The organism is Ignavibacteriales bacterium, assembly GCA_016709155.1.
In the GTDB taxonomy this organism is placed as follows: Bacteria; Bacteroidota; Ignavibacteria; order Ignavibacteriales; family Ignavibacteriaceae; genus JADJEI01.
The window spans coordinates 151500-175982 of the sequence record JADJEI010000006.1 but is presented as its reverse complement, the minus strand read 5'-3'; the positions used below and the strand labels follow the sequence as shown (position 1 = coordinate 175982).

Genomic DNA, 24483 nt, shown 5'->3' with positions numbered 1-24483 from the left:
GGGGTGGTTAATGCGTACTAAAGTTCTTATCACGGTTAAAGCATATCCTGCACTTTCCAAAAAATATAACGAAACAGTCTGCACGGCAGGCATAACCGAAGAAGGTAAATGGATTAGAATCTACCCTATACCTTTCAGACAATTAGACTATGATAATCAATTCAGAAAATATGAATGGATTGAATTAGATCTTGAAAGAAATACAAGTGATTTCAGACCTGAATCATACCGACCAAAAAACTTTATGCTTAATGATCTCATATCTTATGGAATTATAAAAGCAGATGGCAATGCCTGGGTTGAAAGAAGAAAATTTGTTCTCAAAAATATTTACACTAACCTTGAACAGTTAATCGCTAAGGCAAAGGATAAAGAAATTTGTACTTCGCTGGCAGTATTCAAGCCAACAAGGTTTATTGATTTTATTTACCAGGAAACTGACAGAGAATGGAAAAAAGAAAAAATCGATTTCCTTAAAAACAAAAAACTGCAATTGAATTTGTTCGAGAACCTTGAACAAAATGATATTGATGAATTTGAAATAGTAGATAAGCTGCCTTATAAGTTCTCTTTTAAATTTGAAGATGATGCAGGTAAAGAATCTACTTTAATGATTGAAGATTGGGAAACCGGTATGCTATTCTGGAATTCACTTACTGCAAATGAAGGAAATGAATATAAAGCCTGTGAAGATGTAAAGAAAAAGTATTTTGAGGATTTTGCAAAAACCAAAGATTACTATTTCTTTTTAGGCACAACAAAGAGATTCCATTATACAGCTCCAAATCCATTTGTGATTATTGGTGACTTTAGACCGAAGCATATTAAGCAGGAAGAATTGTTTTAATGAAATCAATCATTAAAATAAATTATTAACTCGCCCTACTCAAAAAAACCTCAAATGTCATTCCGTCGCGATGAATCGGGATCTTAATTTCTTGAAATTTTATATACTGTGTGTCAATGCCATCAGCATGACAACTGAATAAGGTGAGTTAATAACTTAAGTACCATTCATTTGATAAAAACTTTCAGGGTTATTTGAAATGATCAAGATTTCCTTTTTTTTCATCCATGTTCAAAGGTTTTACAGTTTAGTATAAGGTGACTAATTGATTCTATCTTTAATGAATATATTAAAACCAAAATTAATTAATTTTACTCCCTCCTTATATTCTTCATAATTCCAAATTCTTCTTATTCAACAAGTAAACTTGACTTTGAATAATAAATAATATTTATTTGACGTGAGGAATTTTTTCATTCCACCTTGAGAGGAAGGTTTTTACGGAAACCGGAATCTCTAATGAAAACTGCTGCTTCCCCCCAAGGCGTGTTCAACTGATCTAAGCTGACAAATTAAATAATGGGATTTACATTCACTAATAACTGTGAGTGAATGTATTTCTATTGTTCATTTATATTTAAACCGGAGAGAAATCATGTTACAGAACAATTCTTTGTTTAAAGTTGCATTTCTTTCTCTTCTCATCGCTGTAGTTACCGCAGTAACATTTATTAGCTGTAGTAAAGATGAAGACGTAATCACACCAAAGGTGTATGATGTTGCAGGCACCTGGGCTGGCAAGACCAGTCAGAATGAGGACATCACATTCCACGTGAACAGTTCTGGAGTTGTTGATACAGTATTAGTTTACCTGGAATTGGATTTCACTCAATTTACATGTACTGCCCCCTTTATGTGCGACACAATATCACAAATTCTTAACAACAAATTTACTGTTCCTATAAACTGTCCAATTACTTCTGTGAGCTCTGAAATAACGGGTAATTTTAGTTCATCAACAAAAGTTACAGGAACTTACAAAGGCTACGACGCAGGTGCATCAATCACTTGCGGTAACACGTGGGGATATAGCAGCGGAGGACAATTAAGTGATGGAACATGGGAGGCAGCCAAACAATAAAATTATATACAACTTTGCCGAAGACTATTTCTGTTTTAAAATTAAATAATTATTTAAAATTATTCAGCGGGAGGTTTGTTATGTTCGGTAAAATAATTCTGATACTTGCTTTGTTCTTTCTTCTCTCATCATTGAAGGCGCAAAATCAAAAAGTTGAAAAAAGATCGAACGATAATATCGTTACAACGGAAATTTCAATTAATGGAATAACCGATAGAATTGAACAAATATCATTGCCTCTTTATTCATTACCCGATAATCCAAATTCAATTACAGAAGGATTATGGGAGGGGAATCATGATGTCAGGTTTAGGGTAATAAGTCAAACTAAGATTGATACATTTTCTATTACTTTCTATAATGTTGGATCCTGTTCCTGGGTGAACATAAAAGTATATCCACTTAACTTTTCGGGAAACACATTTAATATTAATTTAGATTGGTCGGGGTACAGTGCAGGTTTTGTAAATGGTACTTTTAATCCTGAGGGAGATAGTATTTCAGGTACTTTCGATTATACTAATTATTCCTGCGGTGGTTCAGTTAGCGGCAGTTGGTACGCAACACCATCATTCACCCAGCCAACCTGGAATATTGTCTGGGAAGAAATATTTGATGACACAAGCCCACCCCCAGGTTGGGTTGTAATTGATAATGATAACAGCGGGTCACAGTATTTATTAATTCAACGAATAGATTTTTCCACCGGTGAACACGTTTATCCTCAAGCAGGCACAAGTTTTTGGTGGAGCGGATTTATCAATGCTAACGATGATGGATTGATTGATGAGTGGTTAATTTCGCCAAAACTTGATATGATAACAGATGAATCAGTTCTAATTATTTGGGCCGGAGCTGTTGGTGATTACAATTATGCAGATTCATTGAAGATATGGATTTCAGACACAGACCAAAGCCTTAGTAGTTTCGATGATATGATCGCATACTTCAAAGTTGATGGACCGATTGGCAGCTGGCATGAGTATGTCTTTGATATTTCAGATTATGCAGTTAAAGAAATATATGTAGCTGCAAATTATTATATTCTTCACGGCGGTATCGGTGGATATGATTCAGATAATCTTTGGGTAGATCACTTCTGCATTGCGGAGCCTATTCTAGTTTCAGTTGAGGAAGAAACACCTCTGCCAAGAGAATTTGCGCTCGAGCAGAACTATCCTAACCCATTTAACCCAAGTACTAAGATCAGTTGGCAGTCGCCAATAGGCAGTTGGCAAACTTTGAAAGTTTATGATGTTTTAGGAAATGAAGTTGCTACACTTGTTGATGAAGAAAAACCGGCAGGCACTTACAATGTAGAATTTACAATTGACAATTTACAATTAAGCTCAGGAGTTTATTTCTATCAACTTAAAGCGGGTTCGTTTGTGGAGACGAAGAAGATGATATTAATCAAGTAAAAAGATAAAAGTATAAAGTAAAAAGTAGGGGCGAGTCTCTGACTCGCCCGAATATAAATGTTTTTAAAAAAAAGAACTCATCCCCCAACTCCTTCTCCCCGCAAGCGGGGTCTTCGAAGAGAGAAGGGGAGTTGAAGTCCCTCTCTTATTAAGAGATGGATTTAGAGCTTGTCCCGAACTTGTTTCGGGAGTGAGTTCGAATTGATATTAGATTAATTAATTATTTAATCATCCATAAAAAGGAGTATTGAGATGAAACGATTTCTACAAACTTTGTTTTTCTTTTTGCTGGTAACACAAATTTGTTTTGCGCAGTTGATTCAAACAAATGAACAAAGCAGCACTGACAAAAGATTCCTTACTCGTTTCCCAAATTCAACCGGAGATAATAATCCGTACACTTGTGATGTAAACAAAACAGAGTTTTACACTAAGAAAAGTCAACAGGATAATTCTCAGAAATTAAGTGAATTATCTGTAATAAATATTGATTCCTTGTTTCAAACTTTCATGAATACCTACCATATTCCTGGGCTTGCAGCCTGTATTATTAAAGATGACAAGATTACATGGGAAGGTTATTATGGATATGCTAATATAGCACTACAAGACTCAGTTAAAGCGAGCACAATATTTATGCTAGCTTCGATTTCGAAAACTGTCACTGCGTCTGCTCTAATGCAACTCTGGGAACAAGGGCGATTTCAGCTTGATGACAGCATAAATGCATATCTTCCATTTCCAATCCGCAATCCCCATTTTGCGTGGGCTCCCATCACATTTCGGCATCTTTTAACTCACTCATCCTCAATAAGGGATGGTTACTACCCTTACTATTGGGGAAGCGACCCTCAAATTACCCTTGAGGATTACATAATAGGAAATCTTACTCCAGGAGGGTCCCACTATTCGCCTGAAAATTTTAGTGACAACTATCCACCGGGCGCTTTTGTGTCATACTGCAATATTGGTGTGTCACTTTGCGGGTATCTGGTTGAAGTGATATCAGGAATCCCATTTGATCAATACTGCCGGGACAGTATTTTTATTCCTTTGGGAATGACAAATACTGCGTGGTTCCTTAGGGACCTTGATGTATCGCTTATAGCGCACCCCTATACATGGAACGGAAGTTCTTACCATGACTACGGTCACTACGGATATGCGAGTTATCCAGACGGCGAGTTAAGAACTACGGTACGTTCATTGGCAAAGTGGCTAATAGCGAACATCAATTTTGGCAAGTTAGGTGATATTAGAGTTCTGGATAGCACCACTGTGAGATTGATGCGGACAGTTGAATTCTGGCCTCCGGATTGGAGTGGAGCGGGTCTTGGTCTGATTTGGCAGACCTGGGCCTTTCCAGATGGAAGGTGGGTTTGGTATCACGATGGTCGCGACTATGGTGTATCAACTACAATGAACCTTGACGAGTTACATAAAACCGGAGTAATAATCCTGACCAATGTAAACCCGATAAATGAAATTGCTTTCACATCGCTTCAGAATACTCTTTTTTCAATCGCCGATACAATTGCAGTAAGTGTAGGCATCGAGGGGGAGGTCAATGGATTACCGGTCAATTGGACTCTTGGTCAAAATTACCCAAATCCATTTAATCCAAGTACTAAGATCAGTTGGCAGTCGCCAGTTAGCAGTTGGCAAACTCTGAAGGTTTATGATGTTTTAGGGAATGATGTTGCTACGCTTGTGGATGAATACAAGCCGACGGGAATGTACAATGTACAATTTACAATGAACAATTTACAATTAAGCTCAGGAGTGTACTTCTATCAACTTAAAGCGGGAGATTATATTGAAACAAGAAAAATGGTTTTAATCAAATAATTTGTATTTAAAAATAAATACCCGGAAGGATATAACAATGAAGACTTTTACAACTTTTTTATTACTTCTTCTTTTCTCTCTCTCAGCATACCCGCAGGACATTACAAATACTCTTGGTTCAAATGGGGTGTTCTCTATTAAGGATAACACTACTACATTTTTTTCATTATATCAAGATGATGGACGAATTTCACTTGCAGATTTGCAAGGGTCTACACTTGGATTCATTTACAAAAATTCAAGTCTTTTTTTACATAATTATTCCCCAATTGGTACAGATGGTCGTAACACTTTTCTTGGGATTAATGCTGGAAATACAAATATGAATGGAACAGGAGGAGAATCCAGCAGCAACACCGCAGTGGGATATTTTTCTATGCATTCACTAACCACAGGATTGACCAATACCGCTGTTGGAGACAACACTTTGCTCCTAAATACAGCTGGAACCGGAAATACAGCAATAGGTTCAAGTGCATTATCAAGTTGTACAGAATGTTACAGTAATACTGCGGTTGGCTATCGTTCACTAAATAGTAATCTCGGTGGTGGAAATAATACATCCGTAGGGTTTCATTCAATGTACTCTAATTTGAATGGTACTGAAAATACAGCAATGGGTTTGGGGGCTTTATTTGCAAACACAGATGGAAGCAGTAATGTAGCAATAGGCATCATGACTATGGAGAATGGTTCAAGTGTTGGTTATGGCAATACTGCTGTGGGACCTTATTCAATGCGAAACCATAATAAGGGAAACAATAATTCTGCATTTGGTTTAAATTCTTTGAGTATAAACAATACTGGTAGTCAAAACACAGCAATAGGAAGTGACGCATTAACTAATAATACTTCCGGTAATGAAAATGTTGCAGTTGGTAGTAGTGCGGGAACTACGATAGAAACCGGAAATAATAATATTTGTATTGGATCGGGTGCTGATGCAACAAGTAATTCTGTTTCAAATGAAATAACATTAGGTAATGGATTTATATCTGCACTGAGATGTAATATCACAACAATTACAAGTCTATCAGATGCAAGGGACAAAAAAAATATTAACGATCTATCTCTCGGTTTAGATTTCATTTCAAGACTTAAACCACGTCAGTTCAATTGGGACAAACGTGAATGGTATAAACAAAATGAGTCAGACGGAAGTAAGATGGGAAATAAATTAACAGCCGGATTTATTGCACAAGAACTTGATGAAGTTCAACAATATTATAACGCTGAGTGGTTGAACCTTGTTTATAAATCCAATCCAGACAAATTAGAAGCCACGCCAGGCAATTTACTACCTATCATGGTTAAAGCTATTCAGGAACTTAAACAAGAAAACGAGAAGCTTAAAGAAGAATTACAATCATTAAAAGATTTGAAAGAACAAATGAATGGTTTAAGTGAACTTATTTCCGAATTAAACATTAAAAGTACAGCCAATTCAGAAATTGTAAATACTGATACAAAGTAATAATTGGAACATCGATTATGAAAATTATATTTTTAATTATTTTGATTTTAATCATCACATCTCAGGCTATTGGTCAAAGTTCAATGGTCTACGATGTCGGAACAGAAATATATGTCGGATCATTTGCAGATATCTGTGCAGATGAGGTGATCATCTATGGTATTTATAGTGGAGGTGGGACACTTTGTGATGGACCGCTGCCTGTAGAACTATCCTCTTTTAATGCTTCGATTATTAATAATACGATTAAATTAATATGGAGAACCGAAACTGAAGTAAATAACTTTGGATTCGAGGTAGAGAGAAAAATATCAGATGATTGGCAGAAGTTAGGATTTGTACACGGACACGGAAACAGCAACTCCCCAAGCGAATATTCTTATGTAGATAAAAACCCAATCGGTGGGAGTAAATTTCAGTATAGATTAAAGCAAATTGATAATGATGGTCAATTTGAATATTCAGATGTAGTTGAAGTTAATTTAATACCGACTAAGTTCGCACTTTATCAGAATTACCCAAATCCATTTAACCCAGACACTAAAATCAGTTGGCAGTCGCCAGTAGGCAGTTGGCAAACTTTGAAAGTTTATGATGTTCTTGGAAATGAAGTCGCAACACTAGTTAATGAATACAAACCGGCAGGCATTTACAATGTAGAATTTACAATTGACAATTTACAATTAAGCTCAGGAGTTTATTTCTATCAATTAAAGGCGGGGGGATTTGTTTCAGTTAAGAAGATGATAATGATCAAGTGATCCATTTACTTGATCTGAAACCCTAAATGGGATTATTGCTTGAATAATGAAATATCAAATGAGACTTACTGGGGGGTGAGTCTCATTTCTTCAATTAGCGATATAATATTAAAAATAGAATGTAACAATTAATATATGTGAGTCAATCCTGTAAATGCCGGTTGGGTAGTACACAATATCTTAGATAATTAAGTAACCATTAATTTCCTTCTAATTATTGCACGCATTATATTTCATCGCCATTTTTAATATAGGATGTTGTTTAAGTGATAAAACATATTTTTAATAAAAAGGGCTAACAGCTAAAGCACGATGTTTCGGTTTATTGAATATGTTTTATCATCATTTGATAGATAATTAATTCTTTCTAAAAATTTTAGATTTGAATAATAAGGAGAAATCGTATGTACGTTGCAGATGAAATCACTTCCCACTTTGATACCCCAACCCGTTCAACTTTTTCTGAGATAGAGAAAGAAAAAATATTTGTTAATAAATTTACGATCGTAAAGAACCTGCTGGAAGCACTTCCTAATGCTGCAGTTTTACTTGATAGCAACAGGCAGATAGTCGCTTACAACCAGGCAGCTAAAAACATTTTGAGTCCTGATGAAAATGACAGGATTGAAGGGAGGAGAGTCGGTGAGGCTGTAAATTGTATACATGCAGTCGAGATGCCTGCCGGATGCGGTACATCTAAATTTTGTGAGGAGTGCGGCGCCGGTAAATGTAATAAATCCACACGCGAAACTTTGCAGAGCTGTTCCGACGAATGCCGGATAACCACTAAAAAAAATAACATTGAAAGTCCACTTGATCTACGGGTTCATACTTCGATAATTGAATTAGATGAAAAGCGATTTACTTTTTTTACAATTGAAGATATTCAGGATGAGAAAAGAAGGAAGGTACTTGAAAGAATATTTTTTCACGATGTTTTAAATACCGCAACCGCAGTAATGGGAATTTCAGAAATAATAAATGCCTCAGAATCTCTGGATGAGGTTAAAGAATTTAAAACGATGATGTATAATTCTTCCGAACAGCTTGTAAAAGAAATTCTGACGCAGCGTGATCTTGTAAATGCTGAACAAGGCACCCTCCCTGTAAATAAAGAATTAAAAAGCACTAATGAATTACTCAGCCTGGCATTTAATATTTATAAAGACCATAAACTGAGTGCGGGCAAACATTACGTCTGTAATTTTGCAAAAGATGATTTTCTTATAAATACAGATACTGTTCTCTTAACACGCTGCATCGGCAACCTGATTAAAAATGCTCTCGAAGCAACGGGTGCAAACGGAAATGTGGTTGTATATTCAACCAGGGAAAATGACAAAGTTCAATTCAATGTTAAGAATGACAGTGTGATTCCTGATAATTATCAACTGCAGATATTCCAGCGATCATTCAGTACAAAAGCCGCTGCCGGTCGTGGAATCGGAACCTACAGTGTAAAACTTTTAGCAGAGCAGTACTTAAAGGGCAGGGTATCATTTATATCAAATGATAAAACAGGAACGATATTTACTATTGAGCTGCCGCTTGATTGAAATGACTATGCGATAGTAATTCGTAGAATTAAAAATTACCATTTACTGGATAGGGAAGTCGCAGCTCTCATAAATGAAATAAAACCTGCAGGCACTTATGAAGTTGAATTTCAGTCAACAGTAGGCAGTTGGCAAGCGGAGTTTATTTTTATCAATTACGAGCTGGTGATTTTGTTCAGTCGCGGTAAATGTTATTATAAAAATAAATTGTGATAAATATTTTTATTATTGTTGCTGATATAATTTTTGGGTGACAATATTATTTCTTTTGAAAGTTCGATTTAATCAAATATATTTTTTAGTCATCTACGGTAAAAACCAAATTACATAATAAATAAGTAAGGATGAGCTATGAAAATTTTTAGTCTGGTATTATTTTCAATTTTGTTCACGTATTCAAGCTTCTCTCAAGAAATTTGGGATACAGTGGATACCGGTATCAACCAAGATTTAAATGATCTATATTTTATTAACGACAGCACTGGTTTTGCAGTCGGAGATTCAGGAATAATTATAGCAACCGAAAATTACGGCGTTGAATGGAATTTGGTTGAAGGAAATACGCAATCCAATCTAAACTCAATTTATTTTATTAATGAAAATTTAGGATGGATTGCAGGTGACCATCGAACTGTTCTGAAAACAACTGATTCTGGTACGAGTTGGAGTCCACTAGATTTTTCAAACAGGTTCGACGCGGAGGAAATAATTGATGGATTTATTGATGATACTTATTCAATTAGACTTTATGATTTTGATTCTGATGGAGATGATGACTTGCTGTCTTTTTCAAAATATGGAAATAGGATTACTTGGTATAATAACCTTGGCAATGGTATTTTCTCTGATCAAATAATTATTACTGAATCAATTCAAATTCCTAATACTGCTGCTGCAAATGATGTTGATGGGGACGGTGATTTAGACATATATGTAGCTTCTTTCAGTCCGGCTAAAATATATTTAATCGAAAACCTCGGGGATATGAATTTTGCTGAACCCGTATTGATTCCTTCCTTTCTTAGTGGTATTGAACCAATTTTTCCTGCCGACGTTGATGGTGATGGGTTGTCTGATATTATTGTTGGTTCTGATTACCCAAGCAGGTTATCCTGGTTTAAATATCTTGGTAACTCCCAGTTTAGTGATGAAATTCTAATCTCAAATTCTATTAATACTCCTAGAACAATTTTTGCCACTGATTTTGATTTAGACGGTGATGAAGATCTAATATGCGGAGCCTACTTCAGCAATAAAATTTTTTATTATGAAAATATTGGTAGTGGTGTGTTTAGCCCTGCTACCATCATCACTTCAGGTTCCGTTGGCGTTTGGCATGTGTTTGTCACCGATTTTAATAATGACGGACTACCTGACATAACTTCTGCTGCACAGGGGGATAATGATATTTCGTGGTATAAAAATCTTGGGGATGGTGTGTTTACCGATGAAATAATAATAGATGGTTACTTTGTTGGTCCGCGATACATAACAGCGGCAGATATGGATAATGATAACGATAACGATATCATATCCACTTCTTACTCTTTGGATTACATTGTTTGGTATGAAAACCTGGGCTCTGATTTGTTTAGCACTAAAAAAATGATCTCAACTACTACTGAACTTCCATTAGTTATCCAAGTCTCTGACCGGGAAGAAGATGGAGACCTTGATTTGATTACGAAATCTTCCGATCCACTAAAAATTGCTTGGTTCAATAATAATAATGAGAGTACTGATTACTCATTTAAATCTATTTTTTTTATTGATGAGCAAACTGGATGATGGGGTCTGATCTTGGTGTTATATTTAAAACAACAAATGGGGGAATTGAATGGATCCCTCAAGTAACCGGGTCAAAAAGTATAATAAACGATATTTATATGTTAGACGTTTATAAAGGATGGGCAATAACAAAAGATGGGATTTTATTAGTTACTGAGAATGCTGGGGATACATGGGTGCAGAAAACCATTGATGCAGGTAATTCACTAAATGATTTATTTTTTTATGATCAATTTACAGGGTGGATAAGCTGTGATGATGGAAAAGTATTTTATACAACTGATAGAGGTCGTCATTGGAGCCTGCAACAATCTTCTTCAATAAATAATCTGTATTCAATTAGTTTTGTCAATAAGGCATCAGGCTGGGCTGTCGGAGATAGCGGAATAATATTACATACAACAGACAGCGGGAATTTTGGAGCGTTACACAAAGCACAATATATCAATCGTTAAATTCTATATTTTCATTGTCGAATAACTTAGTATGGATTTGCGGCGACAACGGTAAAATTCTTAGACTAATTCCGCCTATAAAAATATTAGCTCCAAATGGAGGGGAACAGTGGCAGTCGAATACTTCCAAATCTATTGAATGGAGCAGTTATGAAATTTCAGATGTGAAAATTGAATTTACATCTAATGGAGGTACAAGTTGGAATACAATAATTTCTTCGACACCAAGTACTGGTAATTATTTATGGAATGTGCCGTCACTTAATTCCACAGTTTGTAAGATTCGAATAAGCAACGTAACTGATTCAAGTGCTTTTGATGAAAGCGATAATTACTTCACGATCCAATCTGATGGATTGTTTATCGTTTGGGCAAAAACGTTCGGGAATATCTGGGATGATGAGGGACTTTCTATTACAGAGACAGGAGATCATGGATTTGCTATTACCGGATACATAAGATTTTATGAAATTGATCATTTTCAGAAAGATATACTATTGTTAAGGCTTGATGAAAATGGTGATTCATTATGGATGAAATCATTCGATTTTGATAACCATGATGATATCGGGCGTTCCATAATTGAGACTTCTGATGATGCGTTTGTGGTTGCGGGTTCAGCTTGGGATATACCCAGGCATGAAGCTTGCTATATACTTAAAACTGATGGCGATGGAAATTTTCTATGGGACAACAAAACTGGCTTAGATGGAGATAATGAATCTTTTTACTCCGTAATGGAGAACGAACTTTTAACTTATGTCGCCGTAGGTGATATCTCACTTGGAACCCCACCGATATTTTTAATAAAGTCATATAGTAGTTCGGGAACCGACGGTATTGGCTGGTCAAGTACAGATTATGACTACGGATATTCCATTATAAGAAGACACGGACTTGATGGCTATGCTGTTGCAGGAGTAAAAGACGCAGGCTGGGTTTTACTCTTAACAAAAAACAGCCTGCGGCCGGAGATGTATAACCGCTACTCAATGGGTGCCGCTGCTTATTCGATTGATGCGACTTATGATTCTTCTTATATAGTTACTGGTTATTCGACTTCTCAACCAAGCGATATCCTCTTAATAAAATATGATAAAAATGGTACAATGAAATGGCTAAAATCATTCGGTGGCGATTCTGCAGATATCGGTTACTCTGTTTTAGAAACTAATGATCGCGGATTTATAATTGCCGGCTCTACGGAATCTTTTGGTTCGGGTGGAAAAGATGTTTACATTGTTCGTACTGATTCTTTAGGTGAAGAAATCTGGACTATGACTATTGGCGGGACTGATGATGATGAAGCCAGGTCGATAAAAAAAACGTTTGATGGCGGGTATATTATTTCCGGGTCAACATCATCTTTTGGGAATGGGGCAAAAGACGTATGGGTGATTAAACTTTCTCAGGACGTTGTTATTCCCGTTAGCCTGATGTCTTTGTCAGCATTTGTTGAAAGTAACTTTTATTTCTCTTAACTGGCAAACTGCAACAGAGACAAATAACAGCGGGTTTGAAATGCAGAGGATTGAATTGTCAAACGTTAAAAGTCAAAAGGATTGGCAGGTTATCGGTTTTGTTCCCGGGTTTGGTACAACCACCGAACCAAAGAGTTATTCTTTTACTGATGAAAATCTTTCTGCAGGAAAATATCAGTACAGATTAAAACAAATTGACTTTGATGGAACTTTTGAATACTCAAACACGGTTGAAATTGAAATAACATCACCATTAGAATTTACACTTGAACAGAACTACCCCAATCCATTTAATCCAAGCACTAAAATCAGTTGGCAGTCGCCAGTTAGCAGTTGGCAAACTCTTAAAGTGTTTGATGTTTTAGGGAACGAAGTTGCTACGCTTGTGAATGAATACAAACCAGCAGGCACTTATGAAGCAAAGTTCGATGGATCTGCTTTTGGCAAGCGGAGTTTATTATTACCAATTACGTGCTGGTGATTTTGTTCAGACCAAAAAGATGATATTAATAAAGTAAAAAATATAAATTACAGCACTGAATTTATATTAATCTAAAAATTGAGAAATAATATGAAACGTTTAATTGTTTTTTCCATAATCGTTTTGTCTGCTGCAATCAGCTTTTATCTGAATTCAGATCTAACTTCCGAAAAAGCAAAACTGCCTTCTTTTGTTCCTGCGGATGATTGGTTCGAACGACAGCGTGCTTATCCTTTTGATGAAATCCCGAATGAAGAAAGATTAAAGGCAATTGAATATGTTAAGTTGAATATGCATAATACATCTGCTGTTAAATTTGGACAGACTTTGGTTTGGGAGTCAGCAGGTCCCACAAACATAGAAGGTAGAATTACTACAGTCGCTATCCACCCGACTAATCCGCAGATAGTTTATGTGGGAACAGCAAACGGAGGGGTATGGAAATCTGAAAACTTCTGTCAATCTTATACGCCTGTTTTTGATAACACAAATACAACTTCGATAGGCGATGTTGCAATTGATCCGGTTAATCCAAATATAATTTACTGCGGAACAGGGGAGGCTAACTCATTAAGAAGTTATTATCCCGGAACAGGTATTTATAAATCTACTGATGCGGGAGAGACGTGGAATTATACCGGACTTGGAGAAACAAACAGCATCGGAAGAATTGCAATCAATCCTTTCAACACAAATGAAATTTATGTCGCCGCACTTGGTGCCTTACGAAAAAAGAATGATCAGCGAGGGTTATTTAAATCTACAGACGGCGGAATTACATGGGATAATGTTATCTATCTCGGAGATTCAGTAGGTGTCGTTGATGTAGTGATTGATCCTAATAATCCTTCTAAAGTTTTTGCGGCAAGCTGGGAAAGAATGAGAAGAGAAGATTTTATAAAATATGGCGGACCAAAAACTGCATTGTATGTATCGACCGACTCCGGTATCAACTGGACAGTCGTTAATGGTGGTTTTCCTTCCAACAGCTCAGACCTTGGCAGAATATCAATGGATATTTCCAAATCCAATCCCGATATAATTTATGCGCTTACTGCTTACGCAAACGGTAACAGCAGAGGATTATACAAATCAACTGACGGCGGGGTATCATGGACATTAAAAAATTCTTCTGTTGCAAACTCAAGTAATTATGCCTGGTTTAATAGGATTTGCAGAGTGCATCCTACAAATCAGGAAATTGTTTATTGCGGAGGATTAGACATGATGCAATCAACTAATGGAGGAACCTCATTTAATTTTGTTAATGATTCCTATGTAGATCATCATGCAATGGCTTTTAGTTTGTCAAATCCAAATTACGCTGTGATTGGAAATGATGGAGGAATAGATTATTCGACTAACGGCGGGGCAATATGGAATTCAAGTGAAACGCTTCCGATAAGTCAATTCTACGCCGGGGAAATAAATCCGGGTAACCCCGAAGATATTTTAGGAGGCACTCAGGATAACAGCACGATTAGAACTATCAGCGGAAGCCTAAACAACTGGCAGGTTATTTATGGCGGAGATGGTTTTTACTGTTTAGTTGATTATCAAAATCAAAATAAAATTTATGCATCTTCACAGTATGGCGGCTTAGGGCGATCAACTGATGGGGGGAATACTTTCTTAAGTGCTACCTCGGGGTTAGACCTTTCATATACTAACTGGATGACTCCTTTTGTAATGGACAAAAATAATCCGGCTACACTTTACTGCGGAACTTATAAAATTCATAGATCTACTAATGGAATGCAATCCTGGACACCGATAAGTCCTGACTTAGCAAATGGTCATATCGTAAATCTCGGTACAATTACCACTGTTGATGTTTCTAAATCAAATCCGAATGTAATTTACTGCGGGACTGATGACGCCAATGTTTGGGTTACTACTAATGGCGGAACTGACTGGACAAAAATTAATAATGGGTTACCAGAGCGCTGGGTAACACGTGTTACAATTCACCTTGATTCTGCTAATGTATGTTATGTTACTTTATCCGGTTACAAAATTGATGAAGCCGGAGCGCACATTTTTAGAACAAGTGATTTTGGAAACACGTGGATCCCGATTAATGGAAATCTTCCTGATGCACCTATTAATGATGTTATCATTGACCCTCTTGATTATAACTCACTTTACATCGCTACTGATGATGGAGTTTTCTTTACAACAAATCTTGGTGCATCATGGGGTATCCTAGCAGATGGAATTCCCGCAACAGTTCCATGTCATGATCTTACACTTGATACTGCCACACGAAAGCTTGTAGTTTGGACACACGGACGCAGTGCATACAAATTAATTTTGCCGGACCCTCCGGTTCCAGTTGAACTTTCTTCGTTTACGGCAGAAGTAATTAGTAACGGTGTAAAACTTGATTGGATTACTTCCTCTGAAATCAATAATAATGGTTTTATAATTGAAAGAAGATTATTTGGATACGAGTTTGTTGAAATTGGTTTTGTGAAAGGCAGTGGTACATCCACCGAAATAATTGAATATTCTTTTACAGATAAAAATATTTTACCGGGCAAATATTCTTATAGGTTGAGGCAAATAGATTATAACGGCAGCTATGAATATTCACAAATTGTAGATGTTGAACTAAAAGATGAAATAGAATTTACCTTATCACAGAACTATCCCAATCCATTTAATCCTACTACAATAATTTATCAGTTCCCTGTCGCTGCCTGTCGAAGGGTGATCATCAAACATTAAAGTTTATGATATTCTTGGAAAGGAAGTTGCAACATTAGTAAACGAAGAAAAACCTGCAGGAAAATACGAGGTTGAATTTTCATCAGATGGATTATCAAGCGGAATTTATTTTTACAAACTGCAAGCCGGTTCTTTTGTTAAGACTAAAAAAATGATTTTGATCAAGTAGAAGACTTTCTATTAATTCGATAGAAATTTAATATGGAGTAAGATCATATTCTATGGATAATCAGAATATGAAATAAGCAACGGCGTAATAGTTATTGTGGAACTTGTAAAATACTTTTTTTTTTTATAAAATAAAAGAGATTTAAAATGAAAACAGACTTACTTTCTATTTGTTTGGCTTTACCAATTGTATTTTGTTTTTTATCTGCTGACTATGCTCAGAGTAATTCCATTAGTACAGGAAAAGCACAAGGTTTGAAGCAAGTCTCAAATGTTTCTCATTTAAAATTTAAGAATGAATCAATTACTCAATGTCGTTATGCATACTATTATAATGCAACCACTTCCATGTTAGGGAGATTTTCACTCGGTGGAGGTTGTTCTGGTGGAGATCTTGCTTTCTGGGCACCACCAACTTTTGCTTCAGCTGGTGTGCAAGGCGGCGACGGAAATTTTTATATTCTTAATTCTGGTTCACCAAGTTCATTAAGTAAGTTGGATACAAGTAATGGTAATGTAACAATACTTGGTACTATTTCAGGTCTTGGTGTTACTTCAGCCAATGGATTAGCCTATAATGTTGTAAACGACTCAAACTACATTTGCAGCTATTTTGGCTCAACGAATTATTTATATAAAATCGATATTAACACACTAACTGCTACACTTGTTTCAAGCATTGTTTCTGGTAGTCCCATGATTGCCATTGCAATTAATTCCAGTGGGATTGGATATGGTTATGACCTCATGCCCAACAACAATGCTTATACATTTAATCCGGTAACTGGTGTATTTTCTATATTGGGTCCAATCGGATTTAACGCTCAATATGGGCAGGATATGGATATAGATATAGAAACAGGCATAATTTATCTGGCTGCTTTTAATAATAATACTAATGGTGGCGAATTTAGAACAATGGACCCGAATACCGGAATGACAACCTTGATATCACCTCTCCAGGGTCAACTCTCAGTATTTGCATTTGACAACGGCTACGAAATAGTTCCTGTTGAATTAACTTCTTTTACAATTAGTGTGAGTAATGAAAATATTACCTTAAACTGGACAACTTCTACGGAAACAAATAATCGTGGATTTGAGGTTGAAAAATTATTTGGTAGTGACTGGACTGTAATTGATTTCGTAGAAGGAAGCGGGACAACAACAGAACCAAAATCTTACTCATTCAGAGATGAAAATCTTGAAGCAGGAATTTATAAATACCGGTTAAAACAAATTGACTTTGATGGAACTTTTGAATATTCAGATATTGTGGAAGCGGAAGTCACAATACCTGTTGAATATTATTTAAGCCAAAACTATCCTAATCCATTTAATCCAAGCACAAGTATAAAGTATGCAATAAGCAGTAGGCAACTTGTTTCGCTTAAAGTTTATGATGTTCTTGGAAAGGAAGTTACAACATTAGTGAACGAAGAAAAACCTGCAGGAAGTTATGAAGTTAAGTTTGATGCTTCAAAGTTATCATCAGGAATTTATTTCTACAAACTACAATCGGGTTCATTTGTTGAAACAAGGAATATGATTCTAATGAAATAAAATCGGGAAGTTAGTTTGTATAATTTTATTAAAAGAATATTTAGTTGGTAAAATTAATTATTGTTGTAAAATTTGGAAGGTATTATGAAAAGAGTATTCATTTTTTTATTTGTCAGCTTAATACTAACATCTGTTGTTAATGCCCAGGATTATGATAAGTTCAAGCTTGGACTTGGATTGGGCTATGCAGGTGCAGTAGGTTCCAACGGTGGAATCTTAGCCACTTTTGAGCCAGCCTATCGCGTAATAGATAACCTGGCTGTTGGCATACGCATTGAAGGTGCAGCATTCATACGGCATGGTGATGAAGGAAACTCGGCTTTATCGTACACGGTCAATGGTCAGTATTATCTGAATACTGAGCAATTCAGAACATTTGTCGGTGCTGGTCTGGGAATCTATAATTTGTCTAAAAGGTATGAGACTATTGATTTAGTAGCATCAGGAAACGTTGCGGGTGGATCAAAATTGGGATTTTATCTACGGATAGGTTTTGATTTCAGTCATTTCACCCTGGCATTGGAATATAATCTCATTCATTCATCAACAATCGAGTTCAGCAACAGCACTGTGAGTAATAACTACATAGGAGTTAGAATTGGTGGGTTCTTCTTTGGTGGAAAGAGATAACCTGGTATGCAGCATACCTCGCAGGCGGACTGCCGAGCGGAGTTTATTTCTATACAATTAATGCAGGAAGTTTTGTTGAAACTAAAAAGATGATTTTATTAAACTAGAAAAATTGAAAATACAGAACCTTAAAAATTTTCTCTTAAACATCGTTAGATAGGAGTTAGTTATGAAAAAGATTTCATTATTAGTCATCATGATATTTGTTGTCTTTAATCTGCTCTCAAATAAAATGGTGGCACAGAGCGGATGGTTCTGGCAAAACCCGCTTCCGCAAGGTCAGACACTGAATGATGTGCAACTGATTGATGAAAACACAGCCATTGCTGTTGGTGAGGCAGGAACTATTATTAAAACAACTGATGGTGGAACAAGCTGGGTTTCGCTGACTGGTGCAGGGAGTGATAGATTGAATTCAGATTATTTCATCGATTCAAATACAGGATGGATAGTTGGCAACAATGGGAAAATTTTCAAAACAACTAATGGAGGAACAAACTGGTCAACACAAATAAGCGGGGTAACCGATCCACTTTATTCAGTTTACTTTATCAATTCCAGTACAGGATGGATTTCAGGTGAAGATAATACAATTTTAAAAACTACAAATGGCGGAACCAACTGGATATTTCTACAAGGAGTTTTTCCTAAAAGTGTTGAATCAATTTATTTTACAGATGAAAATAATGGGTGTGCAGCTGGTATTGATTACAATGGTAGTAATTACTTTGGAGTAATTATTAAGACCACAGATGGAGGAACAAATTGGACAAATCAATGGAACGGGAATTGGTTGTTATCAATTCATTTTACCGATTCAAATAACGGCTGGGCTGCTGGAGCTGGAATAATTCTTAAAACGACTGATGGAGGTGTTAACTGGTCTCCACAAATTACAGGGACAAGCTACCAATTGTACTCGATTCATTTTTCAGATTATAATTTCGGCTGGGCTTCTGGTTATGATGGAAGTACCTCTTCGGGAATAATATTAAATACCTTGGATGGGGGAATAAATTGGAATCCTACTACAGTTGGAGCAGACACCGTTTTATATTCAGTTCAGTTTGCTGATTTAAATAACGGCTGGGCTGTTGGTGATAATGGAGCAATTCTTCACACAACAAATGGAGGTGTTTCATTTGTTGAAGAAGAACGTATTGATGAAGTGCCGACAGAATTTTTACTCTCACAGAACTACCCCAACCCGTTTAATCCAAGCACTAAAATCAGTTGGCAGTCGCCAGTTGGCAGTTGGCAAACTTTGAAAGTATATGATATTCTTGGGAATGAAGTTGTCACATTAGTGAATGAATATAAACAGGCAGGCAAATACAATGTACAATTTACAGTTAACAATGTACAATTAAGCTCGGGAATTTATTTTTATCAATTGAAGGCTGGTAGTTTTAGTCAAACGAGGAAAATGATCTTAATCAAATAATTCTCCAATACTTTTCTATTGGTTTATTTAATAACCCCACTAAATAATTAAGTGGGGTTTTTATTTGGAGTCAAAGACCTGAGTATAATAGGAGTATAATAGGTAAGCAATAGGTGTACAATAGGAGCGCATGTGAAAGTAGAGGCTGTCTCAAAAGTAATTTTTACTGTCACACTGAGCCCGTCGAAGTGTGAATTCACTATGGCATTGCCATAAGTCTTCGACAAGCTCAGACTGACAAAATTAGACTTTTGAGACAGCCGCGTTAAAAAGAATTACGGACCTATATATTAATTACTCTAAACACAAGGATTTTACCGCGCTTGTAAAAAAATAATTTAAAAAAGTTTTAAGAATTATTTGACAAAAACAGTCGCCGGTGATAGCTGAACGATGCTGCAATTGCTACACCAGGCTTAATTTTATTTTCTACCCAATCTCTATTTTTATAAGAAATTTTGATTTTAGAGAAAAAACAAAGATTATTTGCAAGGATGGGGGGAAAAGTTGAAAATAAGCCTAGGAATATTCCCGACTCGCCTAGGCTAGTTCAAGAAAAACCTACAACAACTGACAAAAAGCCTAGGAAGTTTTAGCCCTCGCCTAGGCTTGATGAGAAATAACCTACGCATCTTTATAAATAGCCTAGGAGGATTTAAAAATAGCCTAGGAGACTTGATAAATAACCTAGGAAGAATGTGAAATAGCCTAGGAAGAATGTGAAATAGCCTAGGAGGAATGTGAAATAGCCTAGGGGTTCCAAGGAATACACTATTCCGTACGGGTAGACTATTTTATAAACGGCATAGGCGGGGGAGAGGAAAATCTTACTTCCGCCGGGAAAAATTTACAGGTATTTTTTAACCAACCTGCAACACACGCCGGCAGGAACAGGGCTGAACAAATCAGGAAATAAAATAATCAAAAAACATTTAAGAATTATTTGACATTGGCTAAAGCAGTTAATAAGTTTAACCAAACAAATGAGGATGTTTTTGTGAGTAAGCACTTTATATATTGGTGGACAATAAGCTTCCGGAAAAATTGGAAAAACATTAATGAAATTATTTAAAATATTAGATACTCAACTCAAAAAAGAACCCAACTTCGTGACAGACAATGGAGAACTGAAAAAATGGGTAGTGCTGAACAAAGCTCAGAATTTTGACGAAGAACTTATTGGACTGTTACTAGATAATGCAGAACTGAAAGCCAAGTTTTTTGTAACCGTGAAAGGCACCTTGGTTTTTAACCAAAACTTGTTTGTGCAGTTTTTGGAACAGAAAAACTACCTGAATGATACAGCTACACGCAATACAAAACAAAGTTGATTGACCATTGACGGCAAATACCTGAAACAACGCAACGAAGTTGCCTTAGTGTGGCCATTTAAGGACTGCATTTTGGAAGGCAGGACAAAGCCGTGAAGAAGATAAACGGGAAGAAATTTTCTTTAATGAAATTTTAGCACAAGACGAAATTACCCAACTATTAGAGCCAAAGGTTTTGACCAATGTCCAACGAATTGATAAAAAAGGAGAAAAACCACTTGACAAATTTAACCGAAACAAAACGGAACTATAACCGACAATTTAATTATTAAAGGCAACAATCTTTTAGCCTTGCATACGCTGAAAGAAGATTTTGCAGGATATAAAACTAATTTATATAGACCCACCTTATTATTTTAAAGAAAAACAAGCAATGATGCTTTTGCTTACAATAGTAACTTCAAGCTTTCCCTGGCTTTCGTTTATGAAGAACAGGTTAGAAATCGCTTTTCAACTGTTAACTGTGACGGACTTATATATGTTCAAACCAATGAAGATGGGCAGCTTATTTAAGAAGGCATTAATGGACGATATTTTCACTGAAAAAGAAGTTTGTTGCCCAGATTACTTGGCAAAGAACTTCCGAAGGAAGAAGTGCTTTAGGACAGGGCACGTCATTTATTATTAACTCTACTGAGTATATATTATGCTACTCAAAAACATTAAGCCGTCAAACAACTTTATTAAAAAAAAGGGTTGAGGCTACAGAAAAAGCGTTAAGTCAGTATACATTTCTTCTAAAAAGCGAAGGAACGAGAAAACTTGCAAAAGAAATTAAGGATAGCAGAGGAAATACGATTAAGATTTTTAAGCATACTGCATATGAATATAAAAGAATACCAAGTCAAGTAAGCAATCAAGAAAGGTTAAATGACTTTGAGCATTTAGTTAGGAAGCTGCACAACAAAAAGAAAGCTCCTTACAACAAAAAAATATTATCCGAATTAGAACCTGAAAAATTGTATTCAGTTGAATACACTCCAACATCTGGCAAAAGCAAAGGTGAATCAATCAAATCGTTTTATATTAATGGCGGCATACTTCTGTTCTTAAAAGATTATGCAGAAGTTGAAGACGGTAAGGTATTTCGTCTTGCAACTATGAATGATTTTTGGACACACGATGAGATTCCTGTAACAGGGATTGCAAACGAAGGGAATGTTAACCTTAAACGTGGGAAAAAACCTGAAAAGTTGATTCAAAGAATTATAGAAATGAGCACCAGTCCTGGTGATGTGATTTAGATTATCATTTAGGGAGCGGAACCACAGCGGCAGTTGCTATAAATTGAATCGAAAATTTATTGGAATAGAACAGTTAAACCATGGTGGAGAAGATAGTGTGCAAAGACTTAAAAATGTTATAAACGGTGATTCTAGTGGAATTAGTTCAGAATAATTGGCAAGGTGGTGGCGAACTTGTTTACATCGAACTCAAAAAATACAATCAGTCTTTTATTGAACAGATTGAAGAAGGCAAAGACACCAAAGCAATTTTGAAAGTTTGGGAACAGATGAAAGCTAAAAGGTTCTTGAATTACAGTGTGGACATTAAGAAACAAGACGAGCATTTTGAAGAATTTAAAGCCCTGAGCCTTGCCGAGCAGAAACAGCACCTTTGCGAACTGTTAGACAAAAACCAATTGTATGTCAATCTTTCTTCGCTCAATGATTCCGACTTTGCTTGTACCGAAGCCGAAAAGAAAGTAACCCAAAGATTTTTACCAAATTGAAGTAAGCAAATGGCATTTCTACACGAAATATTTAATAATCCATTTGGTAAAAGAGCTTTTAGCACAATTTGATTTACCAAATGGATTAGCGACAATTTAAAGCCCGGATTTGGTCAGCGTCCTTATCAGATTGAAGCATTTTAAGCGATACATATACTTAGACCAAGAAGATTTGAAGAGAAGCCACAAAACCCTACCACTTGCTCTATAATATGGCAACAGGAAGCGGAAAGACTTTAATAATGGCAGGTTTGATGTTGCACCTTTACCAAAAAGGTTATCGCAACTTTTTGTTTTTTGTCAACAGCAACAATATCATTCAGAAAACCAAAGACAATTTTCTGAATCCGCAGGCTTCAAAATATTTGTTCAACGACAAAATTGTGATTGACGGAAAGAAGCGCTAATCAAAGAGATTGACAACTTTGAAGAATCCGACACCCAGAATATCAATTTGAAGTTTACAACGATTCAACAGCTTCATATCGACCTGAACAACACAAAAGAAAACAGCTTAACTTATGAAGACTTTAAGGACAAGAAATTGGTTTTGATTGCTGATGAAGCTCACCACTTGGTAGCAGGTACAAAATCGGGCAATATGTTTGGAAGTTGGGAAGACACCGTAAAGAAAATTCACGATTCAAATTTTGAAAATATCTTATTGGAGTTTACGGCAACGATTGACACCGATACTGCGGAATTAATAAAACACTACCAAGATAAGGTAATTTTCAAATACGACCTTGCAGAGTTTCGGAAAGATAAATATTCCAAAGAAATCAACCTTATCCGTTCTTTGTATGACGAGCAAGAGAGAATCATTCAGGCTTTGATTTTAAACTTGTATCGGCAGGAATTGGCTACTTCACTCAATATCAATTTGAAGCCTGTAATTCTATTTAAAGCCAAAAAGACAATTAAAGAATCGGAGCAAAACAAAGAGAACTTTCACAAACTGATTGATAATTTTTCTGTGGCGATGGTGGATAAAATTCAAAAGACTTCTACCGTTCCTATTGTTCAAAAGGCTTTCCGATTTTTTGAATCCAAAGGCATTTCAGTCAATGAAATTGTAAAACGCATTCAAGCCAATTTCAGATTTGAAAATTGCCTGAGCGCCAACAATGACGCAGAAGCCGAACAAAACCAAATATTGCTCAATACATTAGAAGATGAAAACAATCCCATTCGTGCTGTTTTTGCCGTTCAGAAACTGAATGAAGGTTGGGACGTTTTAAATTTGTTTGACATCGTTCGACTTTACGAAGGTAGAGACGGAAGAGAAAACAAACCAGGCAAAACAACTCTTTCAGAAGCGCAGCTTATCGGCAGAGGCGCAAGATATTATCCATTTGCTTTAGAGGAAGGACAAGACAAGTTTACTCGAAAATTTGATGATGATATCGCCAACGACTTAAAGACACTAGAAGAATTGTATTACCACACAAAAGAAGATAGTCGCTACATATCAGAATTGAAAAAAGCTCTTGTGGATTCGGGTATTTATGAAGATGACGAAAACCTCGTTACTAAACAACTTACTTTAAAGTTAGAATTTAAAAAAGAAGATTTTTACCGCGAGGGACTCGTTTTCTTCAATAAGAAAATTCCCAAGAGCTATGACAACATAAAAATCATTTGCTGATTTAGTAGTTAAGAAAACCAACTACCTACAAACTTTATCTTCAG

At 36.0% G+C, this 24483-nt stretch carries 19 protein-coding genes and 1 pseudogene; all 20 read left to right on the top strand.

Going from position 1 to position 24483, the window contains the following annotated elements:
* Positions 1–10: 10 nt before the first annotated feature.
* The 20 genes and pseudogenes from IPH11_11315 (at position 11) to IPH11_11220 (ending at position 24439) form a co-directional block, all read left to right on the top strand.
* Positions 11–847, top strand: coding sequence for a hypothetical protein (locus tag IPH11_11315; protein MBK6914195.1), 837 nt, complete (start codon positions 11–13; stop codon positions 845–847).
* Between the two features lie 595 nt (positions 848–1442).
* A complete protein-coding gene (locus IPH11_11310) occupies positions 1443–1928 on the top strand; it encodes a hypothetical protein (protein MBK6914194.1) in 486 nt (161 codons plus the stop codon).
* Positions 1929–2863: 935 nt separating this feature from the next.
* Complete coding sequence (locus tag IPH11_11305; protein ID MBK6914193.1) at positions 2864–3349, top strand: T9SS type A sorting domain-containing protein; 486 nt, start codon at positions 2864–2866, stop codon at positions 3347–3349.
* A gap of 252 nt (positions 3350–3601) precedes the next feature.
* Positions 3602–5197, top strand: coding sequence for a serine hydrolase (locus tag IPH11_11300; GenBank protein MBK6914192.1), 1596 nt, complete (start codon positions 3602–3604; stop codon positions 5195–5197).
* A gap of 37 nt (positions 5198–5234) precedes the next feature.
* Positions 5235–6671 (top strand): tail fiber domain-containing protein, encoded by a 1437-nt coding sequence (locus IPH11_11295; GenBank protein MBK6914191.1) that lies wholly within the window; start codon positions 5235–5237, stop codon positions 6669–6671.
* Between the two features lie 83 nt (positions 6672–6754).
* Positions 6755–7432 (top strand): T9SS type A sorting domain-containing protein, encoded by a 678-nt coding sequence (locus tag IPH11_11290; GenBank protein MBK6914190.1) that lies wholly within the window; start codon positions 6755–6757, stop codon positions 7430–7432.
* A 404-nt stretch (positions 7433–7836) separates the two neighbouring features.
* Positions 7837–8988 (top strand): HAMP domain-containing histidine kinase, encoded by a 1152-nt coding sequence (locus IPH11_11285; GenBank protein ID MBK6914189.1) that lies wholly within the window; start codon positions 7837–7839, stop codon positions 8986–8988.
* Between the two features lie 351 nt (positions 8989–9339).
* A complete protein-coding gene (locus IPH11_11280) occupies positions 9340–10776 on the top strand; it encodes a VCBS repeat-containing protein (GenBank protein MBK6914188.1) in 1437 nt (478 codons plus the stop codon).
* Positions 10773–11231 carry a hypothetical protein gene (locus IPH11_11275; GenBank protein MBK6914187.1) on the top strand — a complete coding sequence of 153 codons (459 nt, stop codon included), beginning with the start codon at positions 10773–10775 and terminating at the stop codon, positions 11229–11231. The genes IPH11_11280 and IPH11_11275 overlap by 4 nt, the downstream gene beginning before the upstream one ends.
* Positions 11232–11245: 14 nt before the next feature.
* On the top strand, positions 11246–12712 hold the full coding sequence (locus IPH11_11270; protein MBK6914186.1) for a hypothetical protein: 1467 nt from the start codon (positions 11246–11248) through the stop codon (positions 12710–12712).
* A complete protein-coding gene (locus tag IPH11_11265; protein MBK6914185.1) occupies positions 12687–13193 on the top strand; it encodes a hypothetical protein in 507 nt (168 codons plus the stop codon). The genes IPH11_11270 and IPH11_11265 overlap by 26 nt, the downstream gene beginning before the upstream one ends.
* Before the next feature lie 1755 nt (positions 13194–14948).
* Positions 14949–16092: pseudogene (locus IPH11_11260) on the top strand (T9SS type A sorting domain-containing protein).
* Between the two features lie 935 nt (positions 16093–17027).
* Positions 17028–17654, top strand: a complete 627-nt coding sequence (locus IPH11_11255; protein MBK6914184.1) for a T9SS type A sorting domain-containing protein — start codon at positions 17028–17030, stop codon at positions 17652–17654.
* Between the two features lie 84 nt (positions 17655–17738).
* Positions 17739–18284, top strand: a complete 546-nt coding sequence (locus tag IPH11_11250; protein MBK6914183.1) for a hypothetical protein — start codon at positions 17739–17741, stop codon at positions 18282–18284.
* A 169-nt stretch (positions 18285–18453) separates the two neighbouring features.
* On the top strand, positions 18454–19728 hold the full coding sequence (locus tag IPH11_11245; GenBank protein MBK6914182.1) for a T9SS type A sorting domain-containing protein: 1275 nt from the start codon (positions 18454–18456) through the stop codon (positions 19726–19728).
* Between the two features lie 1058 nt (positions 19729–20786).
* Positions 20787–21059, top strand: a complete 273-nt coding sequence (locus IPH11_11240) for a hypothetical protein (protein ID MBK6914181.1) — start codon at positions 20787–20789, stop codon at positions 21057–21059.
* Positions 21060–21589: 530 nt separating this feature from the next.
* Positions 21590–22303 (top strand): hypothetical protein, encoded by a 714-nt coding sequence (locus IPH11_11235; GenBank protein ID MBK6914180.1) that lies wholly within the window; start codon positions 21590–21592, stop codon positions 22301–22303.
* Positions 22304–22437: 134 nt separating this feature from the next.
* Positions 22438–22791, top strand: coding sequence for a hypothetical protein (locus IPH11_11230; GenBank protein ID MBK6914179.1), 354 nt, complete (start codon positions 22438–22440; stop codon positions 22789–22791).
* 212 nt (positions 22792–23003) lie between these two features.
* Positions 23004–23198 carry a DEAD/DEAH box helicase family protein gene (locus tag IPH11_11225; protein MBK6914178.1) on the top strand — a complete coding sequence of 65 codons (195 nt, stop codon included), beginning with the start codon at positions 23004–23006 and terminating at the stop codon, positions 23196–23198.
* Positions 23199–23245: 47 nt separating this feature from the next.
* Positions 23246–24439, top strand: coding sequence for a DEAD/DEAH box helicase family protein (locus IPH11_11220; protein ID MBK6914177.1), 1194 nt, complete (start codon positions 23246–23248; stop codon positions 24437–24439).
* The last annotated feature ends 44 nt before the right edge of the window (positions 24440–24483 follow it).

Excerpts from the sequence above, each read along its gene's own strand:
- IPH11_11315 (MBK6914195.1), top strand. The coding sequence starts at position 11 with ATGCGTACTAAAGTTCTTATCACGGTTAAAGCATATCCTGCACTTTCC.
- IPH11_11245 (MBK6914182.1), top strand. The coding sequence starts at position 18,454 with ATGAAAAAGATTTCATTATTAGTCATCATGATATTTGTTGTCTTTAAT.
- IPH11_11280 (MBK6914188.1), top strand. The coding sequence starts at position 9,340 with ATGAAAATTTTTAGTCTGGTATTATTTTCAATTTTGTTCACGTATTCA.
- IPH11_11240 (MBK6914181.1), top strand. The coding sequence starts at position 20,787 with ATGAAATTATTTAAAATATTAGATACTCAACTCAAAAAAGAACCCAAC.
- IPH11_11300 (MBK6914192.1), top strand. The coding sequence starts at position 3,602 with ATGAAACGATTTCTACAAACTTTGTTTTTCTTTTTGCTGGTAACACAA.
- IPH11_11310 (MBK6914194.1), top strand. The coding sequence starts at position 1,443 with ATGTTACAGAACAATTCTTTGTTTAAAGTTGCATTTCTTTCTCTTCTC.
- IPH11_11295 (MBK6914191.1), top strand. The coding sequence starts at position 5,235 with ATGAAGACTTTTACAACTTTTTTATTACTTCTTCTTTTCTCTCTCTCA.
- IPH11_11255 (MBK6914184.1), top strand. The coding sequence starts at position 17,028 with ATGACAACCTTGATATCACCTCTCCAGGGTCAACTCTCAGTATTTGCA.
- IPH11_11250 (MBK6914183.1), top strand. The coding sequence starts at position 17,739 with ATGAAAAGAGTATTCATTTTTTTATTTGTCAGCTTAATACTAACATCT.
- IPH11_11275 (MBK6914187.1), top strand. The coding sequence starts at position 10,773 with ATGATGGGGTCTGATCTTGGTGTTATATTTAAAACAACAAATGGGGGA.
- IPH11_11290 (MBK6914190.1), top strand. The coding sequence starts at position 6,755 with ATGGTCTACGATGTCGGAACAGAAATATATGTCGGATCATTTGCAGAT.
- IPH11_11225 (MBK6914178.1), top strand. The coding sequence starts at position 23,004 with ATGGCAACAGGAAGCGGAAAGACTTTAATAATGGCAGGTTTGATGTTG.
- IPH11_11285 (MBK6914189.1), top strand. The coding sequence starts at position 7,837 with ATGTACGTTGCAGATGAAATCACTTCCCACTTTGATACCCCAACCCGT.
- IPH11_11305 (MBK6914193.1), top strand. The coding sequence starts at position 2,864 with ATGATCGCATACTTCAAAGTTGATGGACCGATTGGCAGCTGGCATGAG.